Annotated in this window: 19 protein-coding genes and 1 tRNA gene; 7 read left to right on the forward strand and 13 right to left on the reverse strand. The window is 73.9% G+C overall.

The window, feature by feature from the left end:
- Nucleotides 1–525 precede the first annotated feature (525 nt).
- Genes rpsR through rpmG form a run of 4 tightly spaced genes read right to left on the reverse strand, consistent with a single transcriptional unit; the run spans nt 526 to nt 2,397 of the window.
- Nucleotides 526–759 carry a 30S ribosomal protein S18 gene (gene rpsR / locus IE255_RS23450; protein ID WP_037760833.1) on the reverse strand — a complete coding sequence of 78 codons (234 nt, stop codon included), beginning with the start codon at nt 757–759 and terminating at the stop codon, nt 526–528.
- A gap of 6 nt (nt 760–765) precedes the next feature.
- Complete coding sequence (locus tag IE255_RS23455) at nt 766–1,977, reverse strand: CobW family GTP-binding protein (RefSeq protein ID WP_190052349.1); 1,212 nt, start codon at nt 1,975–1,977, stop codon at nt 766–768.
- A 4-nt stretch (nt 1,978–1,981) separates the two neighbouring features.
- Entirely contained in the window at nt 1,982–2,230 is a 249-nt protein-coding gene (locus tag IE255_RS23460) for a type B 50S ribosomal protein L31 (RefSeq protein WP_114254541.1), read from the reverse strand.
- 2 nt (nt 2,231–2,232) lie between these two features.
- On the reverse strand, nt 2,233–2,397 hold the full coding sequence (gene rpmG, locus IE255_RS23465) for a 50S ribosomal protein L33 (protein ID WP_190052350.1): 165 nt from the start codon (nt 2,395–2,397) through the stop codon (nt 2,233–2,235).
- A 63-nt stretch (nt 2,398–2,460) separates the two neighbouring features.
- Here rpmG and rpmB point away from each other — a divergent pair, with 63 nt between their 5' ends.
- The 4 genes from rpmB to IE255_RS23485 all read left to right on the forward strand — a co-directional run bounded on the left by rpmB (nt 2,461) and on the right by IE255_RS23485 (nt 4,392).
- The gene (gene rpmB / locus IE255_RS23470; RefSeq protein ID WP_190052351.1) at nt 2,461–2,697 is read left to right on the forward strand and encodes a 50S ribosomal protein L28; all 237 of its coding nucleotides are present in this window, start codon (nt 2,461–2,463) and stop codon (nt 2,695–2,697) included.
- Nucleotides 2,697–3,002 (forward strand): 30S ribosomal protein S14, encoded by a 306-nt coding sequence (gene rpsN, locus IE255_RS23475; protein WP_031115923.1) that lies wholly within the window; start codon nt 2,697–2,699, stop codon nt 3,000–3,002. The genes rpmB and rpsN overlap by 1 nt, the downstream gene beginning before the upstream one ends.
- Nucleotides 3,003–3,116: 114 nt before the next feature.
- Nucleotides 3,117–3,659, forward strand: coding sequence for a hypothetical protein (locus tag IE255_RS23480; protein ID WP_229906532.1), 543 nt, complete (start codon nt 3,117–3,119; stop codon nt 3,657–3,659).
- Nucleotides 3,660–3,855: 196 nt separating this feature from the next.
- On the forward strand, nt 3,856–4,392 hold the full coding sequence (locus IE255_RS23485; protein WP_190052352.1) for a DUF4232 domain-containing protein: 537 nt from the start codon (nt 3,856–3,858) through the stop codon (nt 4,390–4,392).
- Between the two features lie 7 nt (nt 4,393–4,399).
- Here IE255_RS23485 and IE255_RS23490 read toward each other — a convergent pair whose 3' ends face one another.
- Nucleotides 4,400–5,515 carry a DUF2786 domain-containing protein gene (locus IE255_RS23490; protein WP_190052353.1) on the reverse strand — a complete coding sequence of 372 codons (1,116 nt, stop codon included), beginning with the start codon at nt 5,513–5,515 and terminating at the stop codon, nt 4,400–4,402.
- Nucleotides 5,516–5,629: 114 nt separating this feature from the next.
- Between IE255_RS23490 and IE255_RS23495 the strand changes: the two genes are divergently transcribed.
- Genes IE255_RS23495 through IE255_RS23505 form a run of 3 tightly spaced genes read left to right on the forward strand, consistent with a single transcriptional unit; the run spans nt 5,630 to nt 8,806 of the window.
- Nucleotides 5,630–6,262: a LysE family translocator gene (locus IE255_RS23495; protein WP_190052354.1), complete on the forward strand. Its 633-nt coding sequence runs from the start codon at nt 5,630–5,632 to the stop codon at nt 6,260–6,262.
- 58 nt (nt 6,263–6,320) lie between these two features.
- Nucleotides 6,321–7,061 (forward strand): Clp protease N-terminal domain-containing protein, encoded by a 741-nt coding sequence (locus IE255_RS23500; RefSeq protein ID WP_190052355.1) that lies wholly within the window; start codon nt 6,321–6,323, stop codon nt 7,059–7,061.
- A 56-nt stretch (nt 7,062–7,117) separates the two neighbouring features.
- On the forward strand, nt 7,118–8,806 hold the full coding sequence (locus tag IE255_RS23505; RefSeq protein ID WP_190052356.1) for a bifunctional 3'-5' exonuclease/DNA polymerase: 1,689 nt from the start codon (nt 7,118–7,120) through the stop codon (nt 8,804–8,806).
- Here IE255_RS23505 and IE255_RS23510 read toward each other — a convergent pair whose 3' ends face one another.
- The 8 genes from IE255_RS23510 to topA form a co-directional block, all read right to left on the reverse strand.
- Nucleotides 8,807–12,145, reverse strand: coding sequence for an AfsR/SARP family transcriptional regulator (locus IE255_RS23510; RefSeq protein ID WP_190052357.1), 3,339 nt, complete (start codon nt 12,143–12,145; stop codon nt 8,807–8,809).
- Between the two features lie 391 nt (nt 12,146–12,536).
- Nucleotides 12,537–13,430, reverse strand: a complete 894-nt coding sequence (locus IE255_RS23515; protein ID WP_190052358.1) for a glycosyltransferase family 2 protein — start codon at nt 13,428–13,430, stop codon at nt 12,537–12,539.
- Between the two features lie 197 nt (nt 13,431–13,627).
- A complete protein-coding gene (locus IE255_RS23520) occupies nt 13,628–14,368 on the reverse strand; it encodes a class I SAM-dependent methyltransferase (RefSeq protein WP_190052359.1) in 741 nt (246 codons plus the stop codon).
- 206 nt (nt 14,369–14,574) lie between these two features.
- Nucleotides 14,575–14,651, reverse strand: a tRNA-Thr gene (locus IE255_RS23525).
- Nucleotides 14,652–14,759: 108 nt separating this feature from the next.
- Nucleotides 14,760–16,406: an alpha/beta hydrolase gene (locus IE255_RS23530; protein WP_190052360.1), complete on the reverse strand. Its 1,647-nt coding sequence runs from the start codon at nt 16,404–16,406 to the stop codon at nt 14,760–14,762.
- Between the two features lie 126 nt (nt 16,407–16,532).
- Nucleotides 16,533–17,738, reverse strand: a complete 1,206-nt coding sequence (locus tag IE255_RS23535) for a DNA polymerase III subunit delta' (RefSeq protein WP_190052361.1) — start codon at nt 17,736–17,738, stop codon at nt 16,533–16,535.
- A gap of 173 nt (nt 17,739–17,911) precedes the next feature.
- Complete coding sequence (gene tmk / locus IE255_RS23540; protein ID WP_190052362.1) at nt 17,912–21,238, reverse strand: dTMP kinase; 3,327 nt, start codon at nt 21,236–21,238, stop codon at nt 17,912–17,914.
- A gap of 187 nt (nt 21,239–21,425) precedes the next feature.
- Nucleotides 21,426–24,281: a type I DNA topoisomerase gene (gene topA / locus IE255_RS23545; protein ID WP_190052363.1), complete on the reverse strand. Its 2,856-nt coding sequence runs from the start codon at nt 24,279–24,281 to the stop codon at nt 21,426–21,428.
- Nucleotides 24,282–24,414: the final 133 nt, after the last annotated feature.

Genomic DNA, 24,414 nt, shown 5'->3' on the forward strand with positions numbered 1-24,414 from the left:
ACGCGGGGTGGTCCTGCGGTTACAGCTTTGACGACCGCTTTACCGAAGCTCTTGCCTGTTTGACGGCGCTCCCCCGCCTCCCGTTCCCGGAGACCCGCGAGGAAGTCGGCGGGTTCGGCGGAGGTCGGGTGGAGGCGGAGCATCCGCTCGGGGCGCGGGCCGGGCGGCTGTGCGGCGGCGAGCCGGGCGGAGGAGCTCCATGCGGAAGCGCACGGGGCCCGGGGAGGCGGTGGCGCGGGCGGTGGGAAATAAGCCGCGCGGCCGATCCCGGCGTCCTCTCCGGAGCCGGGGCCCGGATCCCCTCATCGCCGGACCCGGGGTCGGCGTACGGCACCGGGTCCGGCCCGCCCGGCGTCCGTCCCCGACGCTCCGCCGGGTATCCGGGGGTGGCGGCCGGCCGGGCATCCGGCCCGGTCCCGGCGGCCTCTCGGGGCGTCGACAGACGGGCCGCCCCGACCCGCCGTCACACGGACATGAGGTCCCCCACGCGTCAAGCGTGGGGAACCTCACCCGGACCGGAGGCGCTCAGCGGCTGGCGTACGGCAGCAGCGCCATCTCGCGGGCGTTCTTGATCGCCCGGGCCAGCTGCCGCTGCTGCTGGGCGGAGACCCGGGTGACGCGGCGGCTGCGGATCTTGCCGCGGTCGGAGATGAACTTCCGCAGCAGGTCGGTGTCCTTGTAGTCGATGTACGTGATGCCGGCCTGGTCCAGGGGGTTGGGCCGGTTCTTCGCGGGCTTGCGTTCGGGCTTGCGGGGCATGTCGGATCAGACCTCCAGGAGGGTGTCGAAGGCGTGCGGCAGCCGCTGCCAGGCCTCGCGCCCGGCGGCGTACTCGGCGTCGGTGAGCAGGCAGGACTCCAGCAGCCGCTCCAGGCCGTCCCGGTCGAGGCCGGGCGAGGTGAAGACGAGGTGCTGGCAGCGGTCGCCGTGCTCGGGGTGCCAGTCCAGCGCGGCGGCGGCGCGGCGCACCGGCGGGACCATCTCCCAGGCCGCGTCGGGCAGCGAGGCCAGCCACGGCCCGGCGCTCTCCACGCACAGGGCCCCGCCCGCCGCGTCCCAGTGGAAGAGCGTGTCGGGCTTGTCGGCGAGCCAGAAGCGGCCCCGGCTGCGGGCGGCCGCGCAGGTCAGGTCCTCCAGGGCGGCGTAGAGCCGCTCCGGGTGGAAGGGGCGGCGCCGGTTCCAGACCAGGGTGGAGACGCCGTGCGCGTCGGCCTCGGCGGGCAGCAGGGCGCAGGCCGGGTGCTGGGCGGCGGCGGCCGCCTCGACGTCGAAGCCCGCCAGGGCGGCCAGGGCCAGGGGCGACAGGGGGCGCAGGCGCGGGGCCGGCACGGTCAGGTCGTCGCCGGCCGGGTCCGCCGGGGCCGCTGGGACCTCGTGCCCGATCGGGACCTGGCGGGCCGTCGGGTGCAGCTGCGCGAGCAGCTCGCGGTCCTCGTCGTCGGCCTCCGGGGACTCGGCGACCGCGAGGACGGGGGCGTACTCCAGCTGGCGCGCGAAGGTGTCGGCGACCGTGCGCTGGTCGGTGGCCGCCGCGGCGAGGCCGCCCTCGGCGAGGTCGTCGCCGTTGCCGAGGTAGGGCAGGATCAGGGCCGGGTCGACGGCGGTGATCACGCCCGTGACGGTGAGCCCGCCGGCCGTGACGACCTCGGCCATGGCCTTGGGCTCGACGGAGTCCCACAGCTCGACGACGGCGAGCCGGGTGTCGCCGGCTTCCTGGAGCCGTTCCAGCTCCGGCACGAGGTCCTCGCGCAGGGCGCAGCAGGCGCAGTCGTTGACGAGCGGCGCCTCCCCCGCGTCGAGGACGCCGGAGGCGTTCCTGATGGTCCGTACGACCGTGCCCGCGGCGGCCGTCGCCAGGTCGTGGTGGAGGACGACACTGCCGGGCACGTCGGCGAGCAGGCGCGCCACGGCCGCCTTGCGGGCGTCGGCGTGCAGCCCGCCGACGATCACGACGGGGAGCCCAGGAGAGGCAGCCACGGAGTCAGCCCTTCTTTCCGTACCGGCGCTCGAAGCGCTCGACGCGGCCGGCGGTGTCCAGGACGCGGGCCGTGCCGGTGTAGAAGGGGTGGCTCACATCGGAGATCTCGACGTCGACGACCGGGTAGGTGTTGCCGTCCTCCCACTCGATGGTCTTCTCGCTCGTCATGGTCGAGCGGGTGAGGAAGGCGTAGTTCGCGGCACGGTCGCGGAAGACGACGGGACCGTACTCCGGGTGGATGCCCTTGCGCATGGTCAGCGCTCCTCTCGGAAGTCGACGTGGCGGCCGACGAGCGGATCGAACTTGCGCAGGGTCAGTCGGTCCGGGTCGTTGCGACGGTTCTTGCGGGTCACGTAGGTGTAGCCGGTCCCGGCCGTGGACCGGAGCTTGATGACCGGCCGGAGTTCGTTGCGTGCCATGCCGAGTATGCTACTGAAAATGAATCCCATTTACATCTACTGCCAGAGAGGTACGTCACCACCATGTCCGCGCACTGCATGCTGACCGGCACCCAGCCCGGCTTCGGCAACCGCATCTCGCACTCCCACCGGCGCACGTCCCGCCGGTTCGCCCCCAACATCCAGTCCAAGCGCTACTGGCTGCCGAGCGAGGGCCGGTACGTCCGCCTGCGGCTGAGCACCAAGGCGATCAAGACCGTCGACACGATCGGGATCGAGGCGGCCGTCGCCCGGATCCGCGCCCGGGGAGTGAAGGTCTGATGGCGAAGAAGAGCAAGATCGCGAAGAACGACAAGCGGCAGGAGGTCGTCGCGCGGTACGCCGCCCGGCGGGCCGAGCTGAAGGAGATCATCCGGCGACCCTCGTCCACGGAGGCCGAACGGCTCGCCGCGCAGGCGGAGTTGCGCAGGCAGCCGCGTGACGCGAGCGCCACGCGGGTGCGCAACCGGGACCAGGTGGACGGCCGGCCGCGCGGCTACTTCCGGGCGTTCGGGCTGTCCCGGGTGAGTCTGCGGGAGCAGGCGCACGCGGGGTATCTGCCGGGTGTGCGGAAGTCGTCCTGGTAAGAGGCCGTCCCGGGGGGTCTTGACGGGCCCTGGTAGCTTGCTGCGGTCGTTCCGGCCACGGGGCCGGCCGGTGCCGTCCGGACCGGCCGGCCGGCTACAGCTTGGGGGCTTGCAGTGACTTCGGTGATCTTCTCGCGCCGCTCCGGCGCCGTGCGCGTCGCGGCGGCGGCCGCGGGGCTGGCGGGCGCGCTCCTGCTCACCGCGTGCAGCGGCGACGGCGGCTCCGGGGGCGACTCGGCGGCCGGCCCCAGCCCCAGCCCCTCGGCCACGGCGTCGGCCGGAACCGGCGGCTCCGACTCCGGCTCGGATTCCGGTTCCGGGTCCGGTTCCGGCGGGTCGGCCTCCGGCGAACTGGCGGGCAGCTGGCTCGCGACGACCGACGGCAAGGCCGTGGCGCTGGTGATCACCGGCAAGCAGGCGGCGCTGTTCGGCACCGGCGGGAGCGTGTGCAGCGGCACCGCGGGCGAGGAGTCCGGGATGCGGATGATCCGCCTGAAGTGCACGGACGGCTCCAAGGAACGGGCGACCGGCATGGTGGACTCCGTGAACGGGACCAGCCTGAAGGTCACCTGGGAGGGCGGCCTCGGCACGGAGACGTACACCAAGGCCGAGGGCGGCAAGATGCCGACCGGGCTGCCCACGGCGAGCCTCCGCTAGCAGGGCCTCGACGCGTACGGACGGGCCGCGGAACGCCTTCGGGCGGCGCGGCCCGTCCGGCGTTCGGGGGATTCGCAGGGGGTGCGTGCCCGTGCGGCAGGCGAGTGCGTGATGATCCAGGGGCCGGATGACCGCCGCCTTCGAGGCGGGTTCGGGCCGAAGCCGCTCACGTTCATCACCACGCCCAGAGGACCCCATGCGCACCTTGCCCCTCACCCTGGCCGCCGCCCTCGCCGCGAGCCTCCTCCTGACCGCCTGCGACGACGGCAAGACAGGCGCCGACGACGCGAAGAACGCGGACCCGGCGAACGGTTCGGCCTGTGCGATCGGCGACCTCGGCGTGGAGGTCGGGGCCGGTGCCGCCCCGGCCGCCGGGGACACCGGCAACGTCACCGTCACGCTCACCAACAACGGCGCGCAGTGCACCCTGAAGGGCTTCCCCGCCGTCGACCTCGTGGCCGACGGCGGCACGACGTCCGTGTCCCCGGAACAGGGCGCACAGGCCCAGCCGCTCACGCTCGTGAAGGGCGGCACCACGTCCTTCACCATCACCTACGTCCGGGGCGAGGCGGGCTCCGCGCAGAGCCTCCCCGTGCGGAAGGTCTCCTTCACCCTTCCCGGCGCCACCGCGGACGCGCACGAACTGACGTGGTCGTACGGCGAGGTCGCCCGGAAGGACGGGGGCGGCGCGGCGGAGGCCACGGTCAGCGGCTTCGAGTCCTCGGGCGACTGACGGCAGGTCAGCGCAGCGGCGGCCGGTGCGCGACCTGGGCCCGGTCCGCCGCCTGCGCGCCCTCCGTCCAGCCCGCCGCGTCGCGCACCCCGCGCAGCCGGGTCGTGGTCGTCTCCGGGAACATGCGGTCCAGCCGCCCGGTGACGGCGAGTTCGCGGGAGGCGAGGACCGGGAGCAGGTCGTCGGTCACCTGGGTCTCGGCGGCTGCCGCCAGGCGGGTGCCGATGCGGTGGGCGTAGGCGGCGAGGAAGGCCTGCCGGAACGCCTTGGTGCGCTTGCGGCCCCCGGCGCGCTGGGCCGCCTCCGCCTTCGTCATCGCGGTCGTGGCCTGCACGAGGAGCGAGGTGTAGAGGAGTTCGACGGCGTCCAGGTCGGTTTCGAAGCCGACGACGGTGGAGAAGCCGAGGGGTTCGTTCCAGACCGCCCGGCAGTGGTTGGCGGTGGCGACGGCGTCCAGCAGCACCGCCTTGGCCTGCTCGTACGGCGGCTCGACCCCGATCCGGCAGGCCCCAGGCGTCTCGGGCGACGGCGCCCGCGCGGCGAGCAGCGCCTCGTCGACGCTGTGCCGGGCCATCAGCTCCTGCGCCTTGGCGCTAAGGGCCTCCGCCTCCTCCGGGAAGCCGGTCGCCTCCGCCTTGGCGAGCAGGGCGCGGATGCGGGTGAGCATGCGCGACTCGGGCCTCGCCTCGCCGGGCGACTGGTCGAGGGATTCCAGCGCGGGCAGGCGCAGCAGCAGGCGGTACAGCTCCAGTACGGCCGTGGCGTGGGAGAAGCGGTCGGTGCGGGGCGGGGCGTCGGCGGGCAGCTCCGCGAGCTGAGCGCTCCAGCGGCGGCCGCGGGGACGGTCGTGGGGGGCCTGCGCGCGGATCAGCGCCGCCGCGAGGAGCACATGGACGTCGTCCAGCTCGCGCCGCACGATCCGTACGACGTCGGCGGGCTGCCAGCCGCGTCGCCAGGCCGCCGCCACGAACTCCTCCCCGCGCCGGGCGAGTTCGGCGTCCGCCGCCGGGTCGGAGGCGAGCAGGGACGCGCCGGTGTCGAGGGCACCGGTGTCGAGGGTCGTCTCGCCGGTCTCGTACAGGGCTGCCTCGAACGCGCGGTCGACGGTGGTGGACGTACTCACGGGGCCGATGGTGCCATGCCGTCACCGCCGGGCCGGCCGGTGCCCGCGACCTCGTGCGTCTCACTCCCCGGAATTCGGACGTCCGCGCCCGGCGGTGCTTCGAGCATGGCTCGCATGGTGGACATGTCTCTCTACGCGGCGTTCCTCGTCGCCGCTTTCGCGCTCTGCGTCACGCCTGGCCCCGACATGATGTTCATCGTGGCGATGGGCGGCCGGGGCGGGCCCACCGCCGGGGTGATGGCCGCGTTCGGGGTGGCGTGCGCGATGCTCGTGCACGCTGTCGCTGCGGCCCTCGGCCTGTCGGCCCTGTTCACGGCGTTGCCGACGCTGTACCACGTACTGCGCTGGGCGGGCGCGGCCTATCTGCTCTATCTGGCGGTGAAGGCCTTCCGCGACCGGTCGGTGCCGGATGCGGAAGGGGCCGGCGGCACGGGGTCGGGCATGCGGCGCGCGTTCTGGCAGGGGGCGATCACCAATCTGCTCAACCCCAAGGTGATCCTCTTCAACGTGGCGTTCCTGCCCCAGTTCGTGGACCCGTCGCTCGGCCCTGTGCAGGGCCAGTTGCTGCTGCTCGGCGTCACGCTCGTGGTGATGGGCTTCCTGTGGGACGGCAGCGTGGGCCTGCTCGCGGGGCGGCTGGCCTCCTTCCTCAGGCGCAGCGCGCGGGTGAACCGCTGGCTGAACATCGTCTCCGGGACGGTGTTCACGGGGCTGGCGCTGCGGCTGGTGGCGACCTCCCCGAAGTAGTTTTCGCGGGTGTCAACCCGAGGTTGACAGCCTAGGGGGCGCAACCTACGGTTGACACATGACGAACCCCGACACCACGTCAGCCATCCGTCTCGACGACCTCATCGCGGCCATCAAGAAGGTCCACGACGAGCCCCTGGACCAGCTCCAGGACGCCGTGATCGCCGCGGACCACCTGGGCGATGTGGCCGACCACCTGATCGGCCACTTCGTCGACCAGGCACGGCGGTCCGGCGCCTCCTGGACCGACATCGGCAAGAGCATGGGCGTCACCCGGCAGGCCGCGCAGAAGCGCTTCGTGCCGAAGGAGTCGGCCGACCTCGACCCGAGCCAGGGCTTCAGCCGGTACACGCCCCGCGCCCGCAACACGGTGATGGCCGCGCACAACGAGGCCAAGGCCGCGCGCAACGCCGAGGGCGTGCCCGAGCACCTCGTCCTCGGTCTGCTGGCCGAGCCCGAGGGCCTCGCCGCGAAGGCCGTCGTGGAGCAGGGCGTCTCGCTCGACGCGGTCCGCGCGGCGGCGACGGCGGCGCTCCCGCCGGCCGCCGACGAGGCCCCGGAACTCGTGCCATACGGCCAGGCCGCCAAGAAGGTCCTGGAGCTCACCTTCCGCGAGGCCCTGCGCCTCGGCCACAACTACATCGGCACCGAGCACATCCTGCTCGCCCTGCTGGAGCACGAGAACGGCGAGGGCGTCCTCAGCGGCCTCGGCATCGACAAGGAGCGGACCGAGCGGTACGTCGCCGGCGCGCTGGAGAAGATCGTGCAGGCGCAGAAGGGTGCGCTGGACGAGTCCTGACAGCGTTCCAGCGGCGGCGAAGGGGCGTTGTCAGACCCCCCTGGCACACTCGCAGCATGGCCGACCGGTGGGCGCTCGCTCCGGCCGAGGACGGTGGCGTGGACGTCGCCCCCCTCGGTCCGGACGGGCTGCCCGCCGGGCCGGTGCGGCGGGAGGCGGATCCCGCCGAGGCCGTGCGGAGCCGTCCCGGGGTCACGCGGTGGGTGTGGCGGTCGACCGCCGAGGTCTACCCGCGCCTGCTCGCCACGGGGGTGCGAGCCGAGCGGTGCTACGACATCGAGGCCGCCGAGACGCTCCTCCTCGGCCACGAGGGGCGGTACGGGGAACCCCGCTCGGCCGCGGCCGCCCTGGCCCGGCTGCGCGGCGGCCCCGTACCGCCCGATCCGCCCCAGCGCTCCGCCGAACCGGGCTCGCAGTCCTCGCTGTTCGAGCCGCGGGGCGTCCCGCTGCCCCTGCCGGACCTCCTCGCGGTCTACGCCGAGCAGCAGCGGCGGCACGAGCGGGCCGAGCACCCGGAGCGGATGCGCCTGCTGACGGCCGCCGAGTCGGCGGGCATGCTGGTCGCCGCCGAGATGAACCGCGCCGGGCTGCCCTGGAGCGCCGAGGTGCACCGGGCCGTGCTGCACGACCTGCTCGGCGAGCGGTACGCGGGCGGCGGCGAGCCCCGGCGCCTGGCCGAACTGGCCGACGAGGTGTCCGCCGCGTTCGGCCGCCGGGTCCGCCCCGACCTGCCGGCCGACGTGGTCAAGGCCTTCGCCCAGGCCGGGATCAAGGTCTCCTCGACCCGCCGCTGGGAGCTCGAGTCGGTCGACCACCCGGCCGTGAAGCCCCTGATCGAGTACAAGAAGCTGTACCGCGTCTGGGTCGCCCACGGCTGGTCCTGGCTCCAGGACTGGGTGCGCGACGGCCGGTTCAGACCCGAGTTCCTCGCGGGCGGCACGGTGACCGGTCGCTGGGTGACCAACGGCGGGGGCGGGCTCCAGATCCCCAAGGTGATCCGGCGGGCCGTGGTCGCCGACCCCGGCTGGCGGCTCGTCGTCGCCGACGCCGACCAGATGGAGCCCCGCGTCCTCGCCGCCATCTCCCGCGACCCCGGCCTGATGGAGGTGGCCGGCCGGGAGACCGACCTGTACCAGTCCGTCTCCGACCGCGCCTTCTCCGGCGACCGCGCCCAGGCCAAACTCGCCGTGCTCGGCGCGGTGTACGGCCAGACCTCCGGCGACGGGCTGAAGAACCTCGCCGCGCTGCGCCGCCGCTTCCCCAGGGCGGTGGCGTACGTCGACGAGGCGGCCCGGGCCGGCGAGGAGGGCCGGCTCGTGCGCACCTTCCTCGGCCGGACCTGCCCGCCCGCCGCCCGGGGGACGGACGACGCGACGGAGGAGGCCGGCATCCCCGCCGCCGACGACGACCGGCCCGACAGCGGACAGTGGGTGCCGGGCTACGCCTCCACCAACGCCCGCGCCCGCGGCCGCTTCGCGCGGAACTTCGTCGTCCAGGGCAGCGCCGCCGACTGGGCCCTGCTGCTGCTCGCCGCGCTGCGGAAGTCGTGCGCCGGCCTGGCGGCCGAACTGGTCTTCTTCCAGCACGACGAGGTGATCGTGCACTGCCCGGAGGAGGAGGCGGAGGCGGTCGTGGCGGCGATCCGCGAGGCGTCCGACCTGGCCGGGCGGCTGACCTTCGGGGAGACGCCGGTGCGGTTCCCTTTCACGACGGCTGTGGTGGAGTGCTATGCGGACGCCAAGTAGTCAGTCCTCAGGGGTCAGCAGCGCGCGGAGTTCCGCGACCACCGCGTGCGCGTCCGTCCCCTCCAGTGCCGCGAGCGCCCTGCCCCACTCCTCGCGCGCCTCGCCGACGCGCCCCCGCTCGCTCAGCAGCAGCCCGTTCTGGTGGCGGGCGAGACCGACGGTGTAGCGGTCGGCGCGGGCGTCGGCCCGGCCGAGCAGCTCGGCGCACTCGCGGGCGGCCCGACCGGTGCGGCCCAGCAGCCGCAGGGCGCGGACCAGGCCGAGCCGGGTCTGGGACTCGCCGTGCCAGTCGCCCTGGCCGCCGAGGATGCGCAGGCTCTCCTCGAAGTGCGGGAGGGCGGCGTCCGGTTCGCCTAGCCGCAGCCGGGCATAGCCGATGTTGCAGTGCGCGGAGTGGCGCACGATCACGGCGCCGATCTCCTCCCCGAGCGCGAGCGACCGCCGGTGCTGCTCGATGGCGGCCCGCGGGTCGGTGTGCTCGTAGAGGTTGCCCAGATGGCTGCGGGTGACGGCCTCGCCGTACGGGTCGTCCAGCCGCCGGGCGTACTCCAGGCTCCGCGTCAGCGCCTCCCTCGCCTCGGGGTGCCGGCCGAGCCCGTCCAGCAGCAGGCCGCGGTTGTTGAGGCAGCGCCGGATCCAGGACGGGTGGTCCAGCCGCCGCCAGATGGCCAGCGCGCGGTCGTTGAGGGCGAGGGCGTCGTTCTGGCGGCCGGTCAGGAAGTGCAGCCCCGCGTGGTCGACCAGCGCGTACGCCTCCGCCGCCTCGTCACCGAGCCGCCGCGCCACCCTGAGGCCCACCCGCGCGAGCACCTCCATCTCGGCGACGCGTCCCCGGCGGTGCGCGTAAGGGAAGACCAGCCGGACGAGAGTCGAGACGAGGCCCGCCCGCCGGCCGGACGGGTCGTCCCCGTGCCGCTCGACCAGGGTGACGATGTTCGCCAGCTCCCGGTCGCCCCAGGCGAAGGCCTCTTCGGCGGTGCCGAACGGGTCGACGGTGCTGACGTGGGCCGTGTGGTCGGGCGGCTGGGCCGCGGTGGGGCGACGGCGGTCGTCCTGGTCGGGGCCGGGGCCGAGGATGGCGGCGAGAGCGCGCTCGGCGACGGCGGCGTACCAGCGCAGGGCGGTGTCGGCGGCGTCGGAGCTGTCCGCCTCCCGCTCTCCGGCCCGTTCGCGGGCGAAGTCGCGCACCAGGTCGTGCGGTGCGTAGCGGCCGTACGCGGTCTCCTCCAGCAGGGCCACGTCGACGAGGCGGTCCAGGGCGGCCTCGGTGCGGGTCTCGCCCGTGCCGGTGAGGCGGGCCAGCAGAGGGGTGCCGTACGTGGGCAGGTCGAGCGCGCCGATACGGCGCAGGGTGAGGGCCGCGTCCCGGTCGGCCGCGCGCTCGGAGGCCGCGAGCGCGTCATGGGCGACGGCCAGGGAGCGGCGGACGCTCAGGTCGTCGTACTCCAGATGCCGCAACCGCCCGTCCGCGGCGGCCAGTTGCCCGGCGAGGACGTCCGGGGTGAGGGCCCGGCGGGCGGCGAGCCGGGCGGCGACGACGCGCAGGGCCAGGGGCAGGCGGCCGGTCAGTTCGACGAGGAGGCGAGCGGCGTCGGAGCCGTCCAGGCCGTCGCGGCCCGAGGCCGCGCGCAGGAGTTCGGCGCTCTCCTCGTCCGACAGCGGGGCGAGCGGACAGCGGGCGACTCCGTCGAGGGCGGTGAGCGGCGAACGGCTGGTGACGAGCACCGCGCACCCGGCGCCGCCCGGCAGCAGCAGCCGTACCTGGGCGGCACTCGCGGCGTCGTCCAGCACCAGGAGCGTGCGGGTCGGGGCGAGCAGCGAGCGCAGCAACGCGGCCGCCGCGTCCGGGTGCTCGGGGATGCGGCCGGGTTCGGCACCGAGGTCACGCAGCAGGGCGGTGAGTGCCTGACCCGGGGTGAGGGGGGTCATGCCCGGGGTCGCGCCGTGCAGGTTGAGATAGAGCTGCCCATCGGGGAAACGTTCCGCCACCGCGTGCGCGACGTGCAGTGCGAGGGCGCTCTTGCCGACACCGGGCATGCCGCTGATGACGGCGGTGGGATGCGGGCCGGGCGCCGTGAGGGCACGGACCAGGGCGTCGCGTACGGCGGTGCGGCCGGTGAAGTGGGCGGGGGGAGGGGGCAGTTGGGCAGGCGGGGGCGCTGTGGGGAGGGGAGGGGTCGGGGCTTGCGCGGGCGGGCGGGAGCGGTGGGCCTCGGGGGCCGGGGCTTGTGCGGGCGGGCGGGAGCGGCCGCCTCCGGGAGCCGCGGGCGCGGACGGGCGGGAGCCACCGGCCCCTGAACCCGCAGGCACGGACGCCCCAGAGCCACCCGCCCCTGAAACCTCAGACGCAGACGCCCCAGAACCACCCGACCCTGATCCCGCAGGCTCGGACGACCGGGAACCACGCTCCCCCGGGCCACCCGAACTCCCAGGGGCCTCCAGGTCCTCCAGGTCCTCCAAGCCCCCCGGCCGCCCCCGGCCCCCCGCAGCCCCCCGCAGCACCTCCACATGCGCCTCCCGCACCCCCGGCCCCGGCTCGATGCCGAGTTGGTCGATCAGGCGGGTGCGCAGGTCGCGGTGGACGGCCAGGGCCTCGGCCTGGCGGCCGGTGCGGTGCAGGGCGAGCATGAGCTGCCGGTGGTACACCTCCCGCAGCGGATGCTCACTGGTCAACGCCGCCAGCTCCGGCACGAGCTCGTCCAGCCGGGGACCGCCCAGCGCCAGCTCGGCGTCGTAGCGCCACTCCAGGAGCAGCAGCCGGGCCTCGCGCAGCCGCTGCGCGAAGGCGTACCCGCCCACCTCGGGCGGCAGCCCGGCGAGCGGCGCGCCGCGCCACAGTGCGAGCGCGGCCGCGGACTCCCGTACGACCCGCTCCCAGTCCTGGCCGGCGTGCGCGGCACGTGCCGCGGCGACATGGGCGTCGAACACATGGACGTCCAGCTCACCCTCGTCGACGCGCAGCACGTACCCGGACGGCGCGGTCCGCAGCCGCTCGGGGTCCGCCAGCAACCGCCGCAGCCGGGCCACGTGATTGTGCAGCGAGGCCTGGGCGGAGACGGGTGGGGTGCCGCCCCACAGCGCGTCCTTGAGGGACTCGACGGAGACGACCCGGCCGGCGTCGAGCAGCAACGCGGCCAGCAGCACACGGGTCTTGGGACTCCCGATGGCCCGGGCGGTGTCGGAGGCGGTGCCGCCCCGGCCGGACCCCGCGCCGGTACGGCCTCCGGCGCCGCCCGGGACGTCGTCGTACAGCACCGGCGGCCCCAGCAGTCCGAACCGCAGGCCGCCCCGCTCCTCGGATCCCCCGCCGTTGCCCGAGCAGGGAGATGCCGCCCCCATCGCGCCCCCGCCTTCCCGCGCCGCCGCCCTGGACGAGATTCCACTCTTGACGAGATTCCACTCTTGACGGATTTCCGCTTCCTGGACAGCGGTTTTCCGTCACCTTCGTCCCCGCGCCCTCCGCCGGGATCCGCCCCTGCCCTTGCCTTCTTGGATCCTGGTTCGGCGACTTCACGCCAATCGGCAGATGACGCGACGGAGAACCGTTGGCCACATGTTAGCGATCCGTTGGCAAAGCCTGATGTGATCACTACATCGGATCTGGCCCGGCGGTGCGCGCGTCTGGACGCGCAACTCGGGGGAGTGTCGCCGCCGCGGCCGGGTCCGGGTCCCGGTCGGCGGAGGTGAACGGCCGGGGCCACTCCACCCCCACGGCATCATCCGGCCGGCCTCAGATGACCGGCGGACGCCCCAGCCGGGTGAGCTGCCACACCGTACGCCAGCGCATCGGCCGCCGCTCCCCCGCCGACTCCCGTACGCCTTCCGCGAATCCGCCGAACCAGGCGCGCAGCCCGGCGCCCGAGCGGTTGCGCGCGAGGGTGAGCAGCACCCAGACGCCCAGATGGACGGGGACGAGCGCGGCCGGCAGCCGGCGGCGGGCCAGCCAGACCCGGTTGCGGGCGTTCACGCGGTAGTAGATGGCGTGCCGGGCGGGCGAGGTCTTCGGGTGCTGGAGCAGCAGTTCGGGCGCGTAGAGGATGCGCCAGCCCGCGTCAGCCGCGCGCCAGGCCAGGTCGGTTTCCTCGTGCGCGAAGAAGAACTCGGCGGGCCAGTCGCCGATCTGGTCGAGCATCGCCATCCGCAGCGCGTGCCCGCCGCCGAGGAACCCGGTGACGTACCCGCCCCGCTGGGGGTCCGAGTTGCCGATCCGGGGTACGTGCCGCTGCTGTGTCTCGCCCAGCTCGTCGGCGATGCGGAAGCCGACGATGCCGAGCCGGTCGTCGGCGGCGTACAGCTCCTGCACGCGGCGCAGCACATCGGCGTCGACGAGCAGCCCGTCGTCGTCCAGGTCCACCACGACGTCGATGTCGCCGAACTCCCGCAGCCGCGCGAGGGCCGCGTTCCGCCCGCCGGGGCAGCCCAGGTTCTCGTCGAGCTCGATCGTGGTGACCTCGCCCGGCAGCGACAGCCGCCGGGCGAACTCGGGCAGCGGGCAGCCGTTGCCGACGATCACGATCCGCTCGGGCGGCACGTCCTGCTTGGCCACGGACTCCAGCAGCGCGTCGACCTCCTCGGGCCGGTTGCCCATCGTGACCACGGCGACGGCGATCCTGGGCGCTCCCATGTCCTCACCTCATCCCGGTCGGCAACTGACGGGCCGACGGGCGATGCTATCCGTTCACGATAAGGACTCCTTAAGTACGCCTGTCCGACGGCGATTTGCCTACGCCGTTCAGCCGAGGCCCCGGTCGCGGGCCCGACTGGGGGCCCGGCTGGGGGCCCGGCCGAGGCCCGGCTGAACGGGTCGTCCGGTGCCGGTCGTCAGGCGCGGCAGCGCAGCATCTCCAGCGGGGGGTTGGCGACGAAGTCCGCCCAGAAGTCCGCACCGCACTCACGCACGCCGGCGTCGGACACCTCCAGCGGGACCCAGGTCACCTCGTGGAACCCTGCCGCTCCCAGGCACTGTTCGTAGACCTCGCGGCGCGGGCAGGTGGTGACGAACTCGATCGGCGGATCGAGCAGCGCCGTGACCCGGACGCGCGGCCCGGTCTCGGCCTCCTCACCGGTCGGCTCGCAGAGAAAGCCGTACCGGCCAGGGGACGGCCCGTCGAAGCGGAAGTCGGGATTCTGGGCCAGCACGAAGAACTCGCCGCCGGGCACCAGATGCCGGTGCGCGGTGCGGCACATCCGCTCCATGGCGGCGATGTTCTCCGCATAGTTGAGCAACTGCACCGCCGTGGCGACGTCGAACCGCCGTCCGAGGGGCCGCAGCGCGGACACATCGCCCACCTCGTAGCGCACACCCAGCGGCTCGCGCCCCTCCAGCTCCCGCGCCACGGCGACCATCTCCCCGGAGATGTCCACCCCGAGCACCTCCACGGCACCGCGCCGCCGGAACTCCCTGCTGTAGAAGCCGGTGCCGGAGGCCAGATCGAGCACCGACTTGCCGCGCACATCCCCGACCATGGCCAGAAAGCCGGGCACCTCCGCGTACTGCGCCAGCGGCAGCGCCTTGAACCCCTCGAACGCCTCACCGATCTCGTCGTACTGCTGCACGCCCATCGTGCCGCCTTCCCCTGTGGTCCCGCCCGTCATGTCGCGCCGCAGCCTCCGGCGGGCAGTCTTCCCGCACCCCGGCGGACGGCCGTACTGGCAGAACCCACAAAGATCCGACCACCGCCCCGGTGTCCGTACGGACCCGGCCACGGGCCCCAGTGGATGCCCCAACGAAAAACCCCAGGTCAGAATTTTCTGACCTGGGGTTTCAGTGGAGCCGCCTTCGGGATTCGAACCCGAGACCTACGCATTACGAGTGCGTTGCTCTGGCCATCTGAGCTAAGGCGGCGCGCCGTCCGCACTATGGTGCGATCAGCAACGACGGTAAGTCTACACAGTTTCCGAGGGTGCTCCGTACCAGCCCCGGAGGCGGTCCCTCCGGGGCCGGGAGCAGCGGCTATGAGCAGCGCTTTCCGTCCTGGGGCGGGGTGCCGCGGAGCAGGTAGGCGTTGATCGTGGAGTCGACGCAGGAGCTGCCGCGGCCGTAGGCCGTGTGGCCGTCGCCCTCGTAGGTGAGCAGGCGGGCCGAGGAGAGCTGGCCGGCCAGGGCCTCGGCCCAGCGGTACGGCGTCGCCGGGTCGCGGGTGGTGCCGACGACGACGATGGGCGCCGCGCCCTTCGCCTCGATGCGGTGCGGCTCGCCCGTGGCGTGCACCGGCCAGTACGCGCAGTTCAGGGCGGCCCAGGCCAGGCCCTCGCCGAAGACCGGGGACGCCTTCTCGAACGCGGGCAGGGCCCTGCGCACCTCGTCGGGGGTGTCGAAGGCGGGCGGCAGGTCCAGGCAGTTCACCGCCGCGTTGGCGAACATCAGGTTGCTGTAGCCGCCGTCGGCGTCCCGCTCGTAGTAGCTGTCGGACAGGACGAGGAGTCCGGAGCCGTCGTTCTCCTTCATCGCGGACGTCAGTGCCTCGCGCAGTTGCTGCCAGGCGCCCTCGTCGTACATGGCCGCGATCACGCCGGTCGTGGCGAGCGACTCGGTCAGCCTGCGGCCGTCGGGGTCGCCGGTCGGAACGGGCCGCGCGTCCAGCTTCTCGAAGAACGCCTTGAGGTTCTCGCCCACCTGCCCGGGCGAGGCGCCCGCGCCGCCCAGCGGGCAGTCGGGCTGCCGTACGCAGTCCCGCGCGAACGACCGGAACGCCGTCTCGAAGCCCGCCGTCTGTTCGAGGTTCAGCCGCCGGGCGGGCAGCGACGGGTCCATCGCGCCGTCCAGCACCAGCCGGCCCGCCCGCTTCGGGAAGAGCCCGGCGTACGTGGCGCCGAGGAAGGTCCCGTAGGAGGCTCCGACGAAGTTGAGCTTCTCGTCGCCGAGCGCCGCCCGCACGATGTCCATGTCCCGGGCCGCCTCCACGGTCGAGACATGGCGCAGCAGCCGGGGCGCGTCCGCGCCGCAGCCCTCGGCGAACGTCCGGTATGCCCCGACCAGCCCGTCGGTCTCCTTTCCGTCGTCGGGCGTGGTGTCGGTCTGCGTGTGCCTGTCCATCTCGGGCCCGTCCAGGCACTCGACGGGCTCGCTGCGGGCCACGCCGCGCGGGTCGACCGCCACCATGTCGTAGCGGGCACGCACCTCGGCCGGATAGCCGACGCCCGCGTACGTCTGCACGTAGCCGATCGCCGAGCCGCCCGGCCCGCCGGGGTTCACGAGCAGCGAGCCCAGCCGCTCGCCCGGGCCCGTGGCCTTCTTGCGGGTGACGGCGAGCCGGACGTCGCCGGCGGACGGCTCGGTGTAGTCGAGCGGTGCCTTGACCGTGGCGCACTCGAAGCCCTGGACGCCGCAGCCGCGCCAGGCCGGCTTCTGCCGGTAGTACGCCGAGAGCGCCGCGGGGACGGACTGCGGCAGTGCGGCCAGCGCCGCCGGCTCGGCCGTCGCCGCGGAGGCGGCGGTGGCGGCGGTGGCGGCAGACGTCGTCGGGCTTCCGGAGGAGCAGGCGGAGACGAGCAGCGCGGCCGTGGCGAGGAGGCCGGCCGCGGTCCTGGCTCCGCTGCGGGCCCTGCGGTGGGCGCCGCCGGATCGGGAGACGGTGCGGGGGGTGCGCCTTGTGTGCATCCAGCGAGCGTAACTCTGCGCGACGTAATGGGTGCCGTGCGTGCGTGTCGTGCCTCGGACGAGTTACGGCGTCAACGCCCCGTCCCCCTCGTGGAGGCGTCCGCCCGTCCTCTCAGCCCGCTCCGGTCAGCCCGCTCTGAGCGCCATCGTCATCGCCTCCACCGCGAGCAGCGGGGCCACATTGCGGTCGAGGGCGTCGCGGCAGGCGGCGATGGCCTCGATGCGGCGGAGCGTGGACTCCGGGGAGCTACCGCGGGCGAGACGCTCCAGGGCGTCCTCGGCGTCCGCGTTGGCGATGGCCACGCGGGAGCCGAGCTGGAGGGCGAGGACATCGCGGTAGAAGGCCGTGAGGTCGGTCAGGGCGAGGTCGAGGCTGTCACGCTGCGTGCGCGTTCTGCGGCGCTTCTGCTTGTCCTCCAGGTCCTTCATCACGCCCGCCGTGCCGCGCGGCATGCGGCCGCCCTGGGACGCGCCGAGGGCGGCCTTCAGTTCCTCGGTCTCCTTGGTGTCCGTCTCCTCCGCGAGCTGCTTGGCGTCCTCGGCGGCCGCGTCGACGAGCTCCTGGGCGGCCTTGAGCGCACCGCCGATGTCCTCGACGCGCAGCGGCAGCCGCAGCACGGCGGCACGGCGCTCGCGCGCGGCCGGGTCGGTGGCCAGGCGGCGCGCCCGGTCGACATGGCCCTGGGTCGCGCGGGCCGCCGCGGCGGCGACCTCCGGCTCGATGCCCTCGCGGCGGACGAGCATGTCGGCGACGGCGTCGACCGACGGCGTGCTCAGGTTCAGGTGGCGGCAGCGGGAGCGGATGGTCGGCAGGACGTCCTCGATGGAGGGGGCGCACAGCAGCCAGACCGTGCGGGGGGCGGGCTCCTCCACGGCCTTGAGGACGGCGTTGGCCGACTTCTCGTTCAGCCGCTCGGCGTCCTCGACGAGGATGATCTGCCAGCGGCCGTTCGCCGGCGAGGTGAACGACTTGCGGACCGTGTCGCGCATGTCGTCGGCGAGGATCTGCGTGCCGACCGCGGCGACGGTGGTGACGTCGGCGTGCGTGCCGACCAGGGCCGTGTGGCATCCGTCGCAGAAGCCGCAGCCCGGGGCTCCGCCGAGCGCGCGGTCCGGGCTGACGCACTGGAGCGCCGCGGCGAACGCCCGCGCTGCCTGGTTCCGCCCGGCCCCGGGCGGGCCCGTGAACAGCCACGCGTGCGTCATCCTCGACGCCTCGGGCGGGGGAGCGTCGGCCGCGGCCGCGGTGACCAGGGCGTCGGCGTCCCGGGCGGCAGCGTCCAGCTGCTCGCTCACCCTCTCCTGCCCGACGAGGTCGTCCCATACGGTCATGGGTCACGCCGCCCTTCCGTCACGTTCTGCGTTGCGAGATCCATTGTGGGGGCGACCACTGACAACGCCCTCCGACGCCTGACCTCACGGGCGCCCCGGGCGGAGCGGGGCCGGGGCTCCCAGGCGGCCCGGCTCCTGCGCCGGCGGCCCGGGCCCGGTCCACGCCGGAGGCCTCAGCGGCCCCGGCCGCCCCTCCCCCGGCGCCCTCGCCCCTCGTCCGGCTCGTCCTCGTGCGGTCCGAGCAGCTCGTCCGCCAGCGAGGGCAGGTCGTCCAGCGGCGTCTCCTCGGCCCAGTCGGACCGCCGGCGGCGGGGCGTCCCCTCGGCGTCGACCTGGGGCAGCTCACGCGTGCGGTCCTCGGTGCCGTCGGGCCGGGCGGCCGGGGCGTCGTCCCGGAAGTAGCCGGGCGGCACCCGGTCCGCCGGTTCGTCGCCGCGTACGGGCGGCAGCACGGCCGTCTCCTCGGCGTCACCGGGCCGGACGGGCGGCAGAACCGCCGTCTCCTCGGCGTCACCAGGCCGGACGGGCGGCAGCACAGCCGTCTCGTCACCCGCCCCGGAGGGCACCTGGGGCAGCATCTCGGTCTCGTCCTCGGACCTGGACCCGGCCCCGGGCCCGGACGCGGGGCGAACCGGCGGCGGCACCTCGGTCTCCTCCCCGGCTCCCGCCCCCGGCGGAACCGGCGGCTTCGGCAGCTCGGCCGTCACCTCGGCATCGGACCCGCCGGAGGTCCGGCCCGGGCCCTGCTCCTCGTCGCGCACCGGGCGCAGCACGGTCGTGTCGTCTCCCGCACCACCCGGTGTCACCACGGGCGTGGGCACGGTCGCCGCGTCCTGAGCCGCCGCCGGACCGGAGGTGCCCCGCGGGACGGACCTCTTCGGTCCAGCCTCGGCGGCCGCGGCCGCCGCCTCCGCGAGCCGCCGCGCCTCCTCGGCGCGCAGCAGCGCCTCCTCGGCCTTGCGCTGCTTCTCCAGGCGGAGCGCCTCGGCCTCGGCACGCAGCCGGGCCTCCTCCTCGGCCTGCTTGCGGCGCCGCTCCTCCTCGGCCTTGCGGCGGGCCTCCTCCTCGGCCCGGGCCTTCTCCTCCGCGAGGAGCCGCGCCCGCTCCTCCTCGGCCTTCTTCCGCGCTTCCTCGGCCCGGCGCCGGGCCTCCTCCGCCTGCCGTTCGGCCTCGCGGCGCTGCGCCTCCTCCAGCTCGCGGCGCTTGCGCTCCTCCTCCTCGGCGCGCAGCTTGGCCAGCTGCTCCTGGCGCTCGCGCTCCAGGCGCTCCTCCTCGGCCTTGCGGGCGGCCTCTTCCTCGGCCTTGCGGCGGGCCTCCTCCTCGGCCTTCTTCCGGGCCTCCTCGCGGGCCTTGATCTCGGCCTCGGACAGCGGCAGCACCTGGTCGAGCCGGTGCCGGATGACGGTCGTGACGGCTTCGGGCTCCTGGCCGGCGTCCACCACCAGATACCGCCCGGCGTCGGCTGCGGCCAGGGTGAGGAAACCGGCCCGCACACGCGCGTGGAACTCGGCGGGCTCCGACTCCAGCCGGTCCGGCGCCTCGGTGAACCGCTCCCGCGCGGTCTCCGGCGCGACGTCCAGCAGCACGGTCAGATGCGGCACGAGTCCGTTCGTCGCCCAGCGGTTGATCCGGGCGATCTCGGTCGGCGACAGGTCGCGGCCCGCCCCCTGGTAGGCCACGGAGGAGTCGATGTACCGGTCGGAGATGACGACGGCGCCGCGCTCCAGGGCGGGCCGTACGACGGTGTCGATGTGCTCGGCCCGGTCGGCCGCGTACAGCAGCGCCTCCGCGCGGTGGGACAGACCCGCGCTCGACACGTCCAGCAGGATCGACCGCAGCCGCTTGCCCACCGGCGTCGCCCCCGGCTCACGCGTCAGCACGACCTCGTGGCCCTTGGCGCGGATCCACTCGGCGAGCGCCTCGGCCTGCGTGGACTTGCCGGCCCCGTCGCCGCCCTCCAGGGCGATGAAGAAGCCGGAGGCGGCGGGCGCCTGCTCCGGGTCGTCGCCGCCGAGCAGCGCGTCCTTCAGGTCCTGCCGCAGGGGCACGCCGGAGCGGTCGTCGACCTTGGCCAGCACCAGCACGGCCACCGGCAGCAGCAGCGCGCCGGCCAGCATCAGCGTGAAGGCCGCGCCGCCGTGGGCGAAGACGAACTTGCCGCTCTCCAGCCGGTGCGGTCCGATGCCCGCCGCCACCAGCGGGGCGATCACCGCGCCGAGCGCCACGCAGACGCGCACGACCGCGTGCAGGTGCTCCGTCGTACGGGGCCGCCGGTACTCCTCGGTCTCCTGGTCGAGCAGGGTGTGCCCGATGTTGGCGGACATGCCCGCGCCGACACCGGCCAGCGCGAGGATCAGCAGCACGCTGGTGACGTCCGGCACCAGACCGCCGGCCAGCAGCGCGACCCCCGTGAAGGCGATCGCCAGCGCGAGCAGCCGGCGGCGCGACAGGGCGGGCAGCAGGCGGGGCGCCGTACGGATGCCGACGACGACACCGCCGGTCAGCGCGCCCACGAACAGCCCGTACAGCACCGGGCCGCCGCCCAGGTCCTTGGCGTGCAGCACGGCCACCGCGACGGCGGCCGACACCGCGGCGGCGACGGCCGCGCAGGCCGGCACCAGCAGCGGCATCGCGCCGGTGCGGCCCTTGTCGGGGCCGGCGGCGGTCTTAGGGCGGCGCAGGCCCTCCAGCGGCGACCGCGCGCGCGGGGTGCGCGTGCCGGGCAGGTCCAGGAAGGTCAGCACGGACAGGGACGCGGCGAACAGCCCGGCCGCGACATACGAGGCGAGGGCCGCCTGGTGCTGGGCGAACCAGTCGATGCCGGCGCCCAGCAGGTTGTTGAACAGGCTCGCGACGACGAGCGCGACGGCCGCGAGGGGGATCGCCACGAAGCCCGTGCGCAGCGACAGCCGGCGCAGGGCGTCCATGTGGTCCGGCAGCGGCCGGACCGTCGCGCCCTCCGGCGGCGGGGCGGGCAGCAGGGCGGGCGCCGCGCTCTCGCGGCACACCGTCCAGAACCGCTCGGCGACACCGGTCACGAAGGCCGTGACGAGGAGGACGGCCAGCGCGTCCTCGGGCGTCCAGTCGATCCACAGGGGCGCGACGATGAGCAGCGCGGCGCGCAGCCCGTCCGCGCCGACCATGGTCCAGCGGCGGTCGAGCGGGCCGTCCTGGGAGGTGAGCGCGGTGAGCGGGCCGAGGAGCACGGCGCCGAAGAGGAGCGTCGCGAGGATGCGCACCCCGAAAACGGTCGCCACTGCGAACGCCACGCCCCGGTAGCCGCCCCCGAACGCGCCCTCGGCGATGGACGCCTGGAGGGCGAGGACGACCAGCACGAGGAGCGCGAGGGTGTCTCCCACGCCTCCCACGAGCTGTGCGCTCCACAACCGCTTCAGCTGCGGGCGGCGCAGCAGGGCGCGGACGGCGCGCTCGCGGGAGTCCGCGACCAGGGCGTCGTCGGGGGCCGGCTGAGGGGCCGTTGGATGCTCGGCTCGCGTCATGCATTCAGCCTATCGGGAGCCACCGACACCCTGGGATGCCCGGCCTGGCATGCGCACGCCCCGACACCGAAGTGTTGCCGGGGCGTTCGCTTTCCGAACCCTTGGCGAAGACCCGGACCTTGACGGCCCGGGCCCGCAACGGGTCCTCAGCAGGTCACGAACAGGTCAGCGGGGACCTGAACGGGCCTCAGTCCTCCGCCGACGGGGAGGCGGTCGCCGTCTTGGCGGCCGCCTTCTTCGCGGTGGTGGCCTTCTTGGCCGTCGCCTTCTTCGCGGTCGTGGTCTTCTTCGCGGTCGTGGTCTTCTTCGCCGCGGTCTTCTTGGCCGCCGTCGCCGCCTTCTTCGCCGGGGCCTTCTTGGCCGTCGCCTTCTTCGCGGTCTTCTTGGCCGGGGCCTTCGCGCGCTTCTCGGCGAGCAGCTCGAAGCCGCGCTCCGGGGTGATCGTCTCGACGCTGTCACCGGAGCGCAGGGTCGCGTTGGTCTCGCCGTCGGTGACATACGGCCCGAAGCGGCCGTCCTTGACGACGACCGGCTTCTCGCTGACGGGGTCGGTGCCCAGTTCCTTCAGCGGCGGCTTGGCGGCGGCCCGGCCACGCTGCTTGGGCTGGGCGTAGATCGCCAGCGCCTCCTCCAGCGTGATCGTGAAAAGCTGCTCCTCGGACTGGAGCGAGCGCGAGTCCGTGCCCTTCTTCAGGTACGGGCCGTACCGGCCGTTCTGCGCGGTGATCTCCTGGCCCTCGGCGTCCGTGCCGACGACGCGCGGCAGCGACATCAGCTTGAGCGCCTCGTCCAGCGTCACCGTGTCGAGCGACATCGACTTGAACAGCGAGGCCGTGCGCGGCTTGACGGCGTTCTTGCCGGTCTTCGGGGTGCCCTCGGGGAGGATCTCCGTCACATACGGGCCGTAGCGGCCGTCCTTGGCGACGATCGTGTGTCCGGTGGCCGGGTCGGTGCCCAGCTCGAAGTCGCCGCTGGGCTTGGCCAGCAGTTCCTCGGCCAGCTCCACCGACAGCTCGTCCGGCGCGAGGTCGTCCGGGATGTCGGCGCGCTGGTGCTGCTCGGTGTCCTTCTCGCCGCGCTCGATGTAGGGGCCGTAGCGCCCGACGCGCAGCACGATGTCGTTGCCCACCGGGAACGACGACACCTCGCGCGCGTCGATGGCGCCCAGGTCGGTCACGAGCTCCTTGAGGCCACCGAGGTGGTCCCCGTCGCCGTTGCCGGCCTCGGCGGCGCCGCCGTTGTGCGAGCCCTCGCCGAAGTAGAACCGCTTCAGCCACGGCACGGCCTGGGCCTCGCCGCGGGCGATGCGGTCGAGGTCGTCCTCCATCTTGGCGGTGAAGCCGTAGTCGACGAGCCGCCCGAAGTGCTTCTCCAGGAGGTTGACCACGGCGAAGGACAGGAAGGACGGGACGAGTGCCGTGCCCTTCTTGAACACATAGCCGCGGTCCAGGATCGTGCCGATGATCGACGCGTACGTCGACGGGCGGCCGATCTCGCGCTCTTCCAGCTCCTTGACCAGGGAGGCCTCGGTGTAGCGGGCCGGGGGCTTGGTGGCGTGCCCGTCGACCGTGATCCCCTCGGCGCTCAGGGCGTCGCCCTCGTTGACCTGGGGCAGCCGGCGCTCGCGGTCGTCCAGCTCGGCGTTCGGGTCGTCGGCGCCCTCGACGTAGGCCTTCAGGAAGCCGTGGAAGGTGATCGTCTTGCCGGATGCGCTGAACTCGACGTCCCGGCCGTCGGAGGCGGTGCCGCCGATCTTCACCGTGACGCTGTTGCCGGTCGCGTCCTTCATCTGGGAGGCGACGGTCCGCTTCCAGATCAGCTCGTAGAGCCTGAACTGGTCGCCGGTCAGTCCGGTCTCGGCGGGAGTGCGGAAACGATCACCCGAGGGTCGGATCGCCTCGTGGGCCTCCTGCGCGTTCTTGACCTTCGCGGCGTACGTCCTCGGCTGCGGCGGCAGGTAGTCGGCGCCGTACAGCTGCGTGACCTGGGCGCGGGCGGCGGCGACCGCCGTGTCGCTCAGGGTCGTGGAGTCCGTACGCATGTACGTGATGTAGCCGTTCTCGTACAGCTTCTGCGCGATCTGCATCGTCGCCTTCGCGCCGAAGCCGAGCTTGCGGCTGGCCTCCTGCTGAAGCGTCGTCGTACGGAACGGGGCGTACGGCGAGCGGCGGTAGGGCTTGGACTCGACGGAGCGGACGGCGAACCGCGTCTGCTCCAGGGCGGCGGCCAGGGCGCGGGCGTTCGCCTCGTCGAGGTGGAGGGTGTTCGCGCTCTTCAGTTGTCCCAGGGAGTCGAAGTCGCGGCCCTGCGCGACCCGCCTGCCGTCGACGGTCTGGAGGCGCGCGACCAGCGACGACGGGTCCGACGCGTCACCCGCGCGGCCGGTCGCGAAGGTGCCCGTCAGGTCCCAGTACTCAGCAGAACGAAAGGCGATGCGCTCGCGTTCCCGCTCCACGACGAGTCGGGTCGCGACCGACTGGACACGGCCCGCGGACAGCCGCGGCATGACCTTCTTCCACAGGACCGGCGAGACCTCGTAGCCGTAGAGGCGGTCGAGGATGCGGCGGGTCTCCTGCGCGTCGACGAGCTTCTGGTTGAGCTGGCGCGGGTTGGCCACGGCGGCCTGGATCGCGGCCTTGGTGATCTCGTGGAAGACCATCCGCTTGACCGGGACCTTGGGCTTGAGGACCTCCTGGAGGTGCCAGGCGATGGCCTCGCCCTCGCGGTCCTCATCGGTGGCGAGGAAGAGCTCGTCGGAGTCCTTCAGCAGGTCCTTGAGCTTCTTGACCTGCGCCTTCTTGTCGGCGTTGACCACATAGATCGGCTGGAAGTCATGGTCGACGTCCACACCGAGGCGGCGGACCTCGCCGGTGTACTTCTCGGGCACCTCGGCGGCGCCGTTGGGAAGGTCGCGGATGTGCCCGACGCTCGCCTCGACGGTGTATCCGGGCCCGAGATAGCCCTTGATCGTCTTCGCCTTGGCAGGCGACTCGACGATGACGAGTCGGCGGCCGCCGTTCGCGGTCTCGCTGGTCGGGGACAACTTCGCTCTTCTCTCCGGTCGACGCTGGGGCCTCCCCGGAGTCGCTACCGGGGCTGGGTCGTGGTGACGCTGCGGAGTGTGACGGTACAGCCCGCCCCCGTGTCAAACGGGAAAAGCCCGCAACGGCCACTCG

Origin of the sequence: Streptomyces lomondensis (assembly GCF_014651035.1) — a bacterium.
In the GTDB taxonomy this organism is placed as follows: domain Bacteria; phylum Actinomycetota; class Actinomycetes; order Streptomycetales; family Streptomycetaceae; genus Streptomyces; species Streptomyces lomondensis.